General features: G+C 52.2%; 8 protein-coding genes, 1 tRNA gene and 3 pseudogenes. 6 read left to right on the top strand and 6 right to left on the bottom strand.

What is annotated here, in order from left to right; genetic code table 11:
• Positions 1-63 precede the first annotated feature (63 nt).
• Positions 64-1,059 (bottom strand): HlyD family secretion protein, encoded by a 996-nt coding sequence (locus JCM16496_RS08165; protein ID WP_025833511.1) that lies wholly within the window; start codon positions 1,057-1,059, stop codon positions 64-66.
• A 12-nt stretch (positions 1,060-1,071) separates the two neighbouring features.
• Positions 1,072-2,499 carry a TolC family protein gene (locus JCM16496_RS08160; protein ID WP_025833509.1) on the bottom strand — a complete coding sequence of 476 codons (1,428 nt, stop codon included), beginning with the start codon at positions 2,497-2,499 and terminating at the stop codon, positions 1,072-1,074.
• A 177-nt stretch (positions 2,500-2,676) separates the two neighbouring features.
• Here JCM16496_RS08160 and JCM16496_RS08155 point away from each other — a divergent pair.
• The 5 genes and pseudogenes from JCM16496_RS08155 to JCM16496_RS08135 all read left to right on the top strand — a co-directional run bounded on the left by JCM16496_RS08155 (position 2,677) and on the right by JCM16496_RS08135 (position 10,137).
• A pseudogene (locus JCM16496_RS08155) lies at positions 2,677-4,192 on the top strand (cobyric acid synthase).
• Positions 4,185-5,219, top strand: a complete 1,035-nt coding sequence (locus JCM16496_RS08150; RefSeq protein WP_025833507.1) for a threonine-phosphate decarboxylase — start codon at positions 4,185-4,187, stop codon at positions 5,217-5,219. The pseudogene JCM16496_RS08155 and the gene JCM16496_RS08150 overlap by 8 nt, the downstream one beginning before the upstream one ends.
• A 3-nt stretch (positions 5,220-5,222) precedes the next feature.
• On the top strand, positions 5,223-6,191 hold the full coding sequence (cbiB, locus tag JCM16496_RS08145; RefSeq protein ID WP_025833505.1) for an adenosylcobinamide-phosphate synthase CbiB: 969 nt from the start codon (positions 5,223-5,225) through the stop codon (positions 6,189-6,191).
• A 108-nt stretch (positions 6,192-6,299) separates the two neighbouring features.
• Positions 6,300-8,180, top strand: coding sequence for a sensor histidine kinase (locus JCM16496_RS08140; protein ID WP_025833503.1), 1,881 nt, complete (start codon positions 6,300-6,302; stop codon positions 8,178-8,180).
• Positions 8,177-10,137, top strand: a pseudogene (locus tag JCM16496_RS08135) (sensor histidine kinase). Before JCM16496_RS08140 ends, JCM16496_RS08135 begins: the two are co-directional and overlap by 4 nt.
• Here JCM16496_RS08135 and cobC read toward each other — a convergent pair.
• The 4 genes and pseudogenes from cobC to cobU form a co-directional block, all read right to left on the bottom strand.
• Complete coding sequence (gene cobC / locus JCM16496_RS08130) at positions 10,118-10,657, bottom strand: alpha-ribazole phosphatase (protein WP_025833501.1); 540 nt, start codon at positions 10,655-10,657, stop codon at positions 10,118-10,120. The pseudogene JCM16496_RS08135 and the gene cobC overlap by 20 nt on opposite strands.
• 16 nt (positions 10,658-10,673) lie before the next feature.
• A complete protein-coding gene (gene cobS, locus JCM16496_RS08125) occupies positions 10,674-11,417 on the bottom strand; it encodes an adenosylcobinamide-GDP ribazoletransferase (RefSeq protein ID WP_025833499.1) in 744 nt (247 codons plus the stop codon).
• Position 11,418: 1 nt separating this feature from the next.
• Positions 11,419-12,456 (bottom strand): nicotinate-nucleotide--dimethylbenzimidazole phosphoribosyltransferase, encoded by a 1,038-nt coding sequence (gene cobT / locus JCM16496_RS08120; protein WP_025833497.1) that lies wholly within the window; start codon positions 12,454-12,456, stop codon positions 11,419-11,421.
• 30 nt (positions 12,457-12,486) lie between these two features.
• Positions 12,487-13,007: pseudogene (cobU, locus tag JCM16496_RS08115) on the bottom strand (bifunctional adenosylcobinamide kinase/adenosylcobinamide-phosphate guanylyltransferase).
• 141 nt (positions 13,008-13,148) lie between these two features.
• On the opposite strand from cobU, the gene JCM16496_RS08110 reads away from it, so the two are divergent.
• Positions 13,149-13,224: transfer RNA gene (locus JCM16496_RS08110), tRNA-Gly, on the top strand.
• Positions 13,225-13,400: the final 176 nt, after the last annotated feature.

The raw sequence follows: 13,400 nt of genomic DNA, 5'->3' as shown, positions 1-13,400 counted from the left end.
GATGCCATTCGCGACGGATAACCATGCGGAGCGCTTTCATTGCGCAGCCAAATTCTTTATCTCTCATTTTTTATTCTTCATTTTTAAAAGTACGGACATCCCCGGTCTCAATCCCTCTACCTGCTGTGTGGGACGTGCATGTATCTCAAACGTCTGCATGTCATAACTGCCCGTCTGTTTGGTGGATTTCCAGGTGGCGAAGCTGCCCAGCGGACTGATGTAGTAGATGCGGAATTCAATGTCCTTGCCGTCGATGGCGGGGACATCGGCACGGAAAGTGCCTCCCATCTTGAACTGCGGCATCAGGTCCTCGCGTATGTTCAGTACCACGTGTGCATCGTCCATCACGACAAGGCTCATGATGGGAGTGCCGGGGGCCACCAGCTCTCCGCGTTTGGGGAAGATGGTGGCTATCTGGCCGTCTTCGGGGGCGGTGAGACGGGAGTCGACGAGGAGTGAGGAGACTTCATCGACGGTGCTTCGCGCCGCTTCCACCAGGCTGCGGGCCGAGGCGCGGTCCTCGCTCTGCGCTCCGTCCACGGCCATCTGGTACTGCTCGTAGGCGGCACGTTCGGCGGCTTGGGCGGCTTTGTACATGGCCTCCACCTCGTCACGTCGCTGGGAGGTGACGACACTGTCCTTATAAAGCGTTACAATGCGCTGGTAAGTAGTCTTGGCGAGGGCAAGGTCGCTCTGCGTCTTGTTCCAGAGTTGCCGGGCGGTGGCTACAATCTGGCGGCGGGTACCGGCGTCTATCTTCTTGTTCTGCTCCTGGGCCACTTGCTCCAGGGCATTCACCTGGCGGTATTTGGCTTCGATGGTGGGGCTGTTGATGACGACAAGCGTATCGCCTGCCTTCACCCAGTCGCCCTCTTGTACGAGGAAGGAGTCCACACGTCCGGGCAGCTTCCCGCTGATACGTATTTCCGTTGCTTCCACTTGTCCTTGCAGGACCAGGGGCTGCCGGCTCATGAGTAACATGCCGGCAAGCGAAATGATGACCGTTGCGGCCAGGATAATGACAAATGCAATGCTGATGCTTTTATTATTGATTTTCATAAAGGGTAGGTTTTAATAAGTTGTATCGAAATATTTCTCGAACCGTTCCGGTATTCCGCAGATAGCCAGCAGGTTCATCAGTGCCACATCATATTCGTAGTAGGCTGCCAGACGCGCCACGCGGACGGTTGCCAGCATCGTTTCCGCATCTACGACCTCGGTACTGGTTGCCATGCCTTCGGCAAAGGATTTCTTGCGGATTCGCACCAGCTCTTCGCTCAGCTCGATGGTGGTATTCAAGGCGCGTACGTTGTCTTGTGCCTTTTGCAATTGGGTGTAGAGCTTGTCGATGCCTACGCTCAGGTCTTCTTTGGCTTTTTCTTGTCCCAGGGCAAGGGTCTGCTGGGCTATCTTCGACTGGCGGATGCGCTTCTCACGCGCCAATCCGTCGAACAAGTTCCAAGTAAAGCCTATGCCTACGATGGTGCGGGGGACAAGATTGCTTTGTATGCCGTGGGCATAGAGGGTCTGCTTGCCGAATACGGCGATGTCCGGCAGGTAGCCGCTCTGGTCGATGCGGAGCTGCTGGCGGGCAATCTGTGACTGCAGTTGCAGTTGGTTCACGGTGTAGTTCTCCACCCGCATGGTTTGCAGGAACTCCTCTTTGGCGGGCAGTTGGTCGTTGATGAAAAGCTCCGAGGTGGGATGGATACTGCAGGTGTCTTGCAGGTTGAGCAGGGTGCGCAGGGCACTTTGCACGACGGAGGCCTCCTTCCGGGCAGCTTCCAGTGAGCGGGAGGCTTCGTCCATATTCACTTGGGCAAAGAGCCGGCCTGCCTTGTCTATCATGCCGGCAGCTTCCAGTTTAAGGGCATTCTGGTAATGGCGTTGCAGGCTGTTGTAAGTCTCCTGCCGCACGCGTACCACCTCTTGTGCAAGTTTCAGTCCGAAGTAGCTTTCTGCCAGCAGGGTGCGTTGCGTGGCATCGGTCTGTCCCCGGTTTTCGCGGGCGATGTCTATCATGGTGTTGCCTATTTTCGAGGCCCGGATGCGCTTGCCGCCGGAGAATACAATCCATTCGGCGGTCAGGCCGACGGAAGTCAGGTTGCGTGGAGCCAGTGGAAAGGCAAGGGTATGGGAGCCTATCTGGTCGAGTATGCTGCTGATGAACTGGTCGTCCGGCACGATGTTGTGCACAAAGTCCTTTGCCGGGTCGGTGAACTGGGAAAGGGGCTGTTTTACTTCTATCTTTTCGGAAAGATGCACGAACGTACCGGCACCTTGCAGGGAGGGGTACCAGAGGGCATTCAGTTTGTCACGTTCCGCACGGGCGGCTTCAATTCCCTTGTCGGCCATTTTCAGGCTGCGGTTGCCGTTTTGCATCTGCCTTAGGGCATCACCGAAGCTAAGGGGGAGGGATGTTTGTGCAGCCACTTCACCGATGGCAAGCAGCACGCAGGCAACAGCCGGAAAGAATCTCCGGCATAATAGATTATTCATAAGTTCGTTCGGTTTAGGGGTTCTTGTTTCTCTAAACAAGAGGAGGTGTGAATTGTTCAGTAGTCATCTTTTTGAATAGAACGTTACAAATATAACGAATAGTTTCCGAAGATATGGCTTATGAATGGGAGAGATATTCGGATTTGCACTATCTTTGCATTCGCTAAAATGGAATTTATGGAGAAACTTCATCCGATTATGTTTGCCGGGACGGGTAGTGATGTGGGAAAGAGCATCATTGCTGCCGCCTTCTGCCGCATCTTCAAGCAGGACGGCTATCAGCCCGCACCGTTCAAGCACAGAATATGGCGCTCAATTCATTTGCCACTCCCGAAGGGCTGGAGATAGGCCGTGCCCAGCTGTGCAAGCAGAAGCCGCCGGAGTGCCTTGCCACACGGACATGAATCCGCTGCTGCTGAAACCACAGTCGGACCATACCCCGCAGGTTGTTCTTAACGGGCGTCCTATCGGCAACCGCAATGCTTATGATTATTTCCGCAAGGAAGGACGCGACGAACTGCGCCGGGAGGTTTGTGCTGCCTACGACCGCCTTGCCGCCCGCTATAATCCCGTTGTGCTGGAAGGCGCGGGAAGCATCTCCGAAATCAATCTGCGGGATACCGACCTTGTCAATCTGCCGATGGCCCTGCATGCCGGAGCCGATGTAATTCTTGTGGGCGACATTGACCGTGGCGGTGTGTTTGCCAGCGTCTACGGTTCGCTGATGTTGCTTCGTCCCCATGAGCGGGAACGCATTAAAGGAATCCTTATCAACAAGTTCCGGGGGGATATACGTCTCTTCGAGTCGGGCATTACGATGCTGGAGGAGCTTTGCGGCATTCCCGTTGTCGGGGTGGTGCCTTACTACCGTGATATCTACATTGAGGAAGAAGACTCCGTGGCGCTTGCCACAAAGTCTGTCCGTGCCGAGAAGGGAAAGGTGAACATCGCCGTCATCCTGCTGCGCCACCTCAGTAACTTTACCGATTTCAATGCCCTGGAGCGTGACCCGCGCGTACATCTGTTCTATACCAACAATGTGGAGGAGCTGGCAAAGGCCGACGTCATCCTGCTGCCCGGCTCCAAGAGCACGCTTGATGACCTTTACGAATTGCGCCGTAACGGTGTGGCGGCTGCCATCATCCGTGCCCACCGTGAAGGTGCCACCGTGATGGGCATCTGCGGCGGCTATCAGATGATGGGGCAGGAGGTACTCGACCCTGAGCATGTGGAGGGAGACATCGAACGCCTGCCCGGACTGGGACTGTTGCCCATCAGTACCCGCATGTCGGGAGAGAAGGTGACCCGCCAGGTGAAGTTCGGTCTGTGCAATCCCCATTCTCCATTTTCCACTCTCCATTCTCCATTAATGCAGGGTTATGAAATCCATATGGGAGTGACCACCCCCGTAGAAGCTGCTCCCGATTCTCCCTTGAATCTTCTGGAGAACGGTTCTACCGACGGTTACTACGTGGACTCCACTTGCATGGGGACCTATATTCATGGCATTCTCGACAATCCGGAATTCATAGATTTCCTGCTTGCGCCTTTTACAGACAAACTGTCCGGGAATGCCGGCGCTTTCGATTACCATACATTCAAAGAAGAACAATATGATAGGCTTGCCGAGCACGTGCGCCGCCACGTCAACCTGCCGCTTATCTACCAAATATTGACAAAGAACCATGATTGAAGGACACGGAGACGATTCCTATAAATACAGCCGTCCGATTACGGCCAATTTCAGCTCGAACGTTTATAGCAGGGTGGACCTCTCTGCCTTGAAGGCGCATCTGTGTGCCCGGATTGACAGCATCGGCAATTATCCCGAACCGGAGCCTTACACGCTTGAGGCCTGCCTTACCCGCCACCACCACCTTCCTGCCGAGGCAGTGTGCGTGACGAACGGAGCTACCGAAGCCATCTATCTCGTGGCACAGACTTTCCGCGGGACAAACACCGCCATTGTGCAACCCACTTTCAGTGAATATGCCGATGCCTGCCGCATGCACGGCCATCGGGTCACTTCCCTCTACCGGCTTCCTGCGGAGAGCGAGGGGTATCGCTTGCCGGAAGAGGTGCGCATGCTGTGGCTGTGCAATCCCAATAACCCTACCGGAACGGTCGTGGAGAAGGAATATCTGGCAACACTTATCAGTCATAATCCGCAGGTATGTTTCGTCATCGACCAGTCCTACGAGTTTTTCACCTTGCGTCCGCTTTTCTCTGCTGCCGAGGCTGCGGAGTTTCCCAACGTCTTGCTGCTGCACTCCATGACCAAGCGTTATGCCGTTCCCGGTCTGCGACTGGGATATGTGACCGGCGCCCCCCACCTACTGCACCGCCTGCGTACCAACCGTATGCCCTGGTCGGTCAACCAACTTGCCATTGAGGCAGGGCTCCATCTGCTGGAACATGATGTTCCCAATCCACTGGATGTGGCGTCTTACTTGCAAGAGGCTGCCCGCCTGCGCAGTGCGCTCGAGGCATTGGGAGGACTGGAGGTATGGGCCACCGAAACCCATTTCATGTTGGTGTGCCTCCGTATGGGTAGGGCTTCCGCTTTGAAAGACTATCTGGCAGGGGAGCATGGTATCCTGATTCGGGACGCCTCCAACTTCGACGGACTGAATGAGCACTTTTTCCGCATAGCTGCCCAGAGCCGAGAGGAGAATGATAGGCTTGTAAAAGCAATAGGACAATGGCTTGAGGAGGAATAACCGATGGAAGAAGATGTGCTTATACTTTTGGGTGTCGCCTTCAACTTGAACCTGCCGCTTCTCACTGCCTGGCTGCTTGACCACTGGCTGGGCGACCCGGCGTGGCTACCCCATCCGGTTGTGGCTTTCGGCAAGGCCATCTCTTTCTGTGAACACCGGTTGAACCGGGGCGATTCGCGTTTTCTGAAAGGTGCGTTTGTGGCGGTGTCTCTTGTCTTGGGGGCATATGTGATTACGCTTTTGTTGCTCCGCTTGGCGGCGCTCTTTTCTCCGGGTATGCTTCTGACGGTGCAAATATTGCTGATATTCTATTGCTTGGCGGGCACTACGCTGGTTCGCGAGGTGCGTATGGTGTTCAAGGCGGTGGACCGTTCCTTGGAGGAAGGGAGGATGCAAGTGGCACGTATCGTTGGGCGTGATACGTCTGCACTCTCGGCGCAGGAGGTACGTACTGCTGCATTGGAGACTTTGGCAGAGAATTTGAGTGATGGGGTAGTTGCCCCCTTGTTCTGGTATCTGCTGTTGGGAGTTCCGGGCATGCTTGCCTATAAGATGGTGAACACGCTGGATTCCATGGTCGGCTACAAGAATGAGCGCTACCGCCAGTTCGGTTGCTTTGCCGCCCGCCTGGATGATGTTGCCAATTACATCCCTGCTCGTCTGACAGCCTTTCTGATGGTACTGGTTTCCGGTCGCCTTTCCTTGTTTGCTTTTGTGGGCAGATATGGCTGCCGGCATGCCAGTCCTAATTCCGGTTATCCGGAAGCCGCCCTTGCCGGTATTTTGAATTGCCGTTTCGGAGGTCCGCACAACTATTTTGGTGAGGAGGTATGGAAACCTTATATCGGTTTTAATGAGCGGCCTTTGAAGACGGAAGATATGCGTGTGGCTGTTCGTATCAACCGGCGTGTGGAGTGGTGGATGGTGGTTGCCGTAATAGTGACATCGACCTTGGCTTCCTTTTGTTTTTAAAATGTTGTTATTTTAACTGATTCTTTGTCCGTTCCAAAAAGATATAATATCTTTGCAAGACCGCGTTGCATTAAAAATGTAACTTTTAAAGCAAACAAAGTCTTATAAATGAGGATAAAGCAACTATATATATTCCTTTTCTTTATTTGGTTCGGGAGCACAATAATTGCATCGGCAACAGATAAAGCGGATTCTTGGACTAAAGAAAAGGAAAGTATAGTCCATGAGGTCATCTCCACTTTCCACAACAGCCTCGGTTTCGACTATCTGACCCGGGAGGAGTGTGACTCGCTGAATGCCGACGGCCTTTTGTCCCAATTGGATGAATCCCAGCGCTATTACACCTATTTCGAACTGGAAAGAATACTTATAAAATCCTCCCTTTTCCGTGGAGAAATCCGTATGGCCATTGCCCAGAGCGACCAGATGTACTCCAAAGCCCGCGCGCTTGCCTACCCCTTCGGCAATGCCCTTGCGCTGAATGCCATGGGAGAGGTGTACAGCTATACCGGCAGACTCCGGGAAGCCGGTGCCGCTTATGAAGAGTCCTTGAGACTGCTGGATGGGATGGACGGGGAGGATGTGCATATCCGTATGCTGCTGGTGGAACTGATAGATTATAACCTGCGTATACGGAATGTAAACGGCGCCTCGCGTTATCTTGCACGTCTGAACCTCTATCCGGAAGACCGGCTTTCTCCGCTGGAACTGGCCATGCGCCACATCTCCAATGCCTCTTGCCAATTGTTCAAGGGTGACTTGAAAGCTGCCAGCCATTGTCTGGCACAGATAGGCCAGCTTGAAGCGCAGCTGATTCCAGAGATACGGCAATACCTTCTGATTATAGATGCCCGTTATCTGGTGGCCACCGGAGAGTATGAGGCTGCCTTGACCGCCTACAATGATTTCCTTCAAACCGAATATGCCCGGATAAACCATAACATCTACAAGGAAGCTCTGCTCGAAAAGGCGGATTTGTTGGTGAAGATGGGAAACAAGGAAGAAGCCTACGGACAATACGGCAAGGTCTTTTCGTATATCAAGACTTCGTTCGAGAAGAATTATCCCAAAGAGATAGACCAGCTCTGTACCCGTTTCCAGGCCGACCAACTGGCCTATCAGAACGAGCACGACCGCATTGTCTCCATGCGTTTCTATCTGGCAGGCATCACTGTGTCCGTACTGTTTCTGATATTCCTCCTGGTGCTGGGCTGGAAGAAGATATTCCGTTTGAAGCATTCCCAAATGCGGCAGGAGGCGATGAAGGAGAAAGCGGTGCAAGCCATACAAAGGAAGAACATGTTCCTTTCGAACATGAGCCATGAGGTACGTACGCCGCTGAATGCCATTGTCGGATTCTCGGCGGTACTGACGGATGAGGACGAGTCGTTCGATGACGAATCGCGCCGGGAATTCTCCGAAATTATCAAGGTGAACTCCTTTCAGTTGCTGAAACTTATCAATGATATTCTGGATTTCTCGGATTTCGAGAATGACAACATAACCTTCAACATCCGCACGCATGATGCCGTGAAGCTGTGTAATGAGGTAGTGGAGACCGTGATAGCCTCGCGCAAGCTGGAGGTTGAAATGCGTTTTGACACGGATTTGTCCGTCCTGATGCTGGATACGGATGATGCACGCCTCCGCCAGGTCTTGATAAACCTGCTGGTGAATGCCGCCAAGTTTACAGAACAGGGCTCCATTGTGCTGGAATTGAAAATGGCTGATACCGGTACGGCACTTTTCTCCGTGACGGATACCGGATGCGGCATTCCACCGGAAAAGCAGCATTTGATTTTTGAACGCTTTGAAAAGCTGAATGATTTTGTGCAGGGAAGTGGACTGGGCCTTTCCATCTGCCAACTGATTGTGAAATATATGAATGGCAAGCTGTGGGTAGACAGTGGGTACACCCGTGGCGCGCGTTTCTGCTTTACACATCCTTTGAAGTATAATCCCGCATTACACGGAGGAACGGCGCAATGAAACGAATATTGATTCTCATCTACGTTTTGCTCTGCGGATATTTCTGTCCGCTGCTGGCAGAAGACACGGGGGCTGCCCGGTATCAGGACAGCATCCTGAAGGTTGCCGATGCCCTGCCTGCCACCCTTGTCCGGCTGACGTATCTCCGTGACATGGCCTACAAACACCAGTATGCTCCCTATAATATGACTTTCTCCACCCGTTTGTACGAGGAGGCACGTCGGCAGAGGAATACCTTTTATGAGAATATGGGCGCCTACTATCTTGCGGCATGTTATGACAAGAAACACGACCCGGACAGTCTATCGTACTGGGTGGGTGTGCTGAAGAATTTTGTCCCTCAGGTAGGCACTTATGATTATTATCTGGAGCAGAAGGCTGCCATCAGCCGTGCCCTGGCCTCCAAGAGGCAGATAGAGAAAGCGGTGTATGTGGCCAAGGAGGCGTTAGAGGAATCAAAACTCCGCCATAGCAATATCGGATGATAGCGGCGTATAACAGCCTGGGATGCGCTTACGGAGTCTCTAGCCGCCCGAATGAGGCACTGGACTCTTTCTTGGAGGCTTACCGGAATTTTTCTCCCCAGACAAAGACCAGCTTGAAAGTGGATATTCTGTCGCGTATTGCCCAGGTATACGGCAATAGCGGTAAAGACAGCATGAAACTGCCCTATTTGCAAGAAATGGACACGACGCTGCAGGCGGTCATTTCCAAAGAACCCGAGACACGGAAGAACTGGAGCAATTTCGAGATTGACTGCGAAGTGAAGTATATTCTGCATTACATGAACCAGAAGAACCTTACAGTGGCACGCGAGCATATCGAGAAAGTGAAGAAACTGCTTGAGCCGCACGTCGATCCCGTCTTCTGGCTGAATGTCCAGTTGATACAGCTTCAATATTATGCCAAGACCGATGAGTACGACAAGAGTATCGCCTTGATAGACGAGGTGACCCCTACGGTATTGAACAACTACGTCTCCACCTTTGCCACTTTGATAAACTACAAGGCGAGTACGCAATATGACAAGGGGGATATTGACGGGGCTATCGAGACCCGGCGTTACCTCATACGCAAGCAGGATTCGCTGAACAATGCCTTCTCGGCCAACCAGTTGAAGCAGGTCAAGGAGATTTACCACATTGACGAGCTGCTGTTGGAGAAGCAGAAGATTCAGGACATGAATTACCGTATAGGATTTATACTCCTGGGTGTCTGCCTGCTGCTGATGCTGTTTTTCTACCTGTATACGCGCTATGTCTCCGGAAAGATTGCTGTCGTAGAGAAGAAGACGGCTGAAGCTGCTTTGCAGGCAGAGACGGACAACATCGCAAAGGAACGTCTGAAATCGGAAATCAGCCATGATATACGTACCCCGTTGAATGTGGTGGTGGGCTTTGCCGAATTGCTGACCGGAAAGGAGGAGCTGGATAAGGAGACTAAGAGGGAATACGGGCAGATTATTCAGACTAATGCGGAAAGTCTGCTGAACTATGTCAACAGCATTCTGGAGTTGTCCCGCCTGGAGTCAGGCAAGATTCAGTATGAGAACGAGGAGTGTGACATTATTCAGTTGTGCAGCAAGGTGCTGGATAAAGTGAACGGTCGTGAGGAGGGCACTGTGTCTGTCAGCCTGCAGACCGACATCAAGGGGCAGCTTGCAAGGACGGACCGGAAGTGGTTCGAGACATTGCTTGTCAGCATGCTGACTCCGTCAGAGAATGACACAGCCCGTTATGAGGCGGTTATTCGCATCAGACGGGACCGCAGTAGGCCGGTTCTCTATTTCGATGTGGTCAACGCTCCGTTTGCAAAGGTGCATTTTGAGAATAAAACAAGCTTGATTCGCCATGAAATCAATGCCCATTTTATTCATTATTTTGGAGGTATCTACAAGGTGCAAGCCGAAGCGGAGGAAGGTCCTACCATTTCGTTTACTATTCCTTGTCGAGATTAATGCGGACGATGCCACCGTAGGGCGTCAATGCGTCGAAGGCTTCTTCGGCTTTGAGGGTTCCGGCATAGAGTTGCGCGCAGATAAGTACGCCGCCATGTGCGAAGATGGCAACGCGTGTATAGGGCTTCTTCCTCAACTCATCCAGAAACTGGCCGACACGTCGGTATTGCATGGCAAAGGACTCTCCACCGGTGGCTGCCACGTTCATGTAGTCGGCATACCATTCCTGCAGGCGGGGGTCGTCATTCTGTTCAAAGGGTTTCATCTCCCAGTCGCCGAAATTAATTTCCATAATCCGTTTGTCCCGTTCTGCATCGGGATAGCCGCAATAGGTGGCGAGGCGTACGCAGCGGGTAAGGGGGCTGGTGTAGACGTGGTCGAACGGTAGGTATGCTTTCAAATTCTCTGCCGTCACGGCGGCTTCCACTTCAAATGTGGGTCTCAGAGGAACATCGGTCTGTCCGTAGCATACGCCCGGAGGGACATCTACCGAAGTGTGTCGAATGAATATTACTTCCATCTTTAATTTTCAATCTTTAATTTATAATTAGAATAAGGCTTCCCAAATAGAAGGACAGTTCGCAAAGCAGGAATGTGGCTCCGCAGCAGTCCCCCGTATATCCTTGCAGGCGCCGCTTCATCAGCCGGTAGAGCAGGAGGAAGGTGAGCAGGGGGAAGAGGGTGGCAATCCACAGCTTTATAGGCAGCAGCAGTACGAAAGGCACCAGGCCGCAGAAGAATCCGGCGAGCAATTCGTACCGGCTCATGCGGTTGTAGATGGTCTTGCTTTTGCTGTCTTCCTCTTTCCGGGCATAGGGTAGGTAGTTGACAATCTGGGAGGCACAGAATTTGGACCAGCAATCGCCGCAGAGCACAAGGATACAGAGAAGCCCCAATGGCAGTTGATGCAGTTGGAGCAACAGCAGGAAATAGAATATCAATCCGATGACGCCGTAGCTTCCGATGTGGGAGTCCTTCATGATGGCAAGTGTCCGTTCGCGGGTGGTGCCGCCGCCAAAGCCATCGAGGAAGTCCGCCAGCCCGTCTTCGTGCAGGCATCCGGTGACAATCAGGCGTGCGATGATGGCAAGGATCCATGCTAATGATACCGGCATAATCTGTCCGGCAAGCCACAGCACTGCCGCCATCACGCCTCCCGTCAGCCAGCCTACGAGCGGCCAATAGGGAACTACGTGCTTGAAACACTCTGCCGGTACTTCCTTGATTTTCCAGAAAGGCAGCCGGGTGAGCATGATGAATGCTGCTAAAATATTGTTCATTTTAAAAGTATTTGGTGATGGAGGCATGTGCAAAGTTATCCATTTCGTTGAGCATCCGCACTGCCGAGTCTACAATGGGATAGGCACAGATGGCTCCCGTTCCTTCTCCTAAACGCAGTCCCAGATTCAGCAATGGGCGGGCGTGTAGGGCATCGAGCACCAGTTTGTGGCCGGACTCGTCTCCACAGTGTCCGAAGATGGCATAATCCGTCACTTCCGGATAGAGCTTGGCGGCAGCAAGCAGGCAGTTGGTCATGATGAATCCGTCTACAAGGATAATCATCCTCAGCTCGGCAGCTTGCAGCATGGCGCCTATGGCCATTACCATTTCCAGTCCGCCAAAGTAGCGGATGATGTCCCGGGGAGAGCCGTCGCCCTTATAGTTCTCCATAGACTGTTTCAGCACTTCGTACTTGTGGCGGATACCTGCATTGTCCAGTCCGCTGCCTGCACCGACACATTGTTCCAGGGGAATACCGGTGAAGTAAGTCATCCAGAGAGAAGATGAGGAGGTGTTTCCGATGCCCATTTCGCCGAAGCTGAGGACATTGCTGCCTTCTGCGTGACATTGGCGCACCACCTCGGCACCCCGTTCCAGGCACATCTCCATTTCCTCTTCCGTCATGGCTGCCTCGTGCAGATAACTTCGGGTGCTTCTGCGCACTTTCATATTGATGATGCCTTTCTCGTAGGGGAGGTCGTAGTCTACTCCTACATCTACTATTTTCAAGGTGAAACCGTGCTGCCGGCAGAGGAAATTGACACCTGCCCCTCCATGAAGGAAGTTGCTGATTTGCTGCCAGGTGATTTCCTTTGGAGATAGACTGACACCTTCTTCTACAATGCCGTGGTCGGCGGCAAAGATAATGTTTTGCGGATGTTTCAAGGCGGGGGATAATGTCTGTTGTATGAGTCCGATTTGGAGTGCCAGTTCTTCTAAAGTACCTAATGAGCCTTTGGGCTTGGTCAGGTTGTTAATTTTGTCAATCAATGCGGGACGGATTGACTCGTCCGGGCGGGTGATATGAAATGTCTTCATCAGTCTGTTGAGTTTTGATTATTTGTTGTTTTATGAATGAGTGTTTTTTATGGTAAGTGGGATGCCGGATACCATCAGTATCACTTCGTCAGCATGGGCAGCTGCATATTGGTTCATCCAGCCTTGCATGTCCGTGAACTTTCGTTGCAATTCGTTCTCGGAAGTTCCTCCCATACCTATTTCATTGGTGACGAAGATAAAGGTTGCGTCTTGTGCCGTGAAGCGGTCGAATTCTGCCTTGGCAGCGGCAAGTGCCCGGTCGGTATCAGACTCGAGGTCGAAGAAGAAATTGGTACACCACAGGGTGATGCAGTCTATCAGGACGACCCGTCCCTCCAGTTGGTGGCGGCTGAGTTCTTTTTCCTCTTCGATGTTTGTCCATTCCGGTCCCCGGCGTTCTTGGTGTCGGATTACCCTTTGGCGGAATTCTTCGTCCAGATGCGTGCCGTGGCAAGATAGACGGGAGTAGGCGAGAGTTCGAGTGCCAGCTTTTCCGCATAGGTGCTTTTGCCGGAACGTGCTCCTCCGGTGATGAGTATGATTCGTTTCATTGGTATTTAGTCTGTATTTTGAAAGAACATCTTTGTTTTCCCGAGCAAAAATAGGAAATATTTGACGAAACGTTTGTTTTTTTAGAAAGGAATTTATTAACTTTGCCACCGTTTTTAAGGCATGACCTTGGAAATGTTTATGCGGCAGTAGCTCAGTTGGTAGAGCATCAGCTTCCCAAGCTGAGGGTCACGAGTTCGAACCTCGCTTGCCGCTCCATATGAAAATAAGCACCTACAATTCCGTGGGTGCTTTTTTAATATCTTGTTATTTGTTTATATATCTCGGGTCAGCCGCAAAATCTTGTGGGGTATCTTAGAAGTTGCTATCTTTGTGGCAAAAACTTATGACTACTTACGATACCCTTTTAACCCTAGCCCGTTTGATTCTTCCTG

This window comes from Bacteroides rodentium JCM 16496 (assembly GCF_000614125.1).
Lineage (GTDB): Bacteria > Bacteroidota > Bacteroidia > Bacteroidales > Bacteroidaceae > Bacteroides > Bacteroides rodentium.
This window is presented reverse-complemented; position numbering and strand designations above follow the sequence as displayed.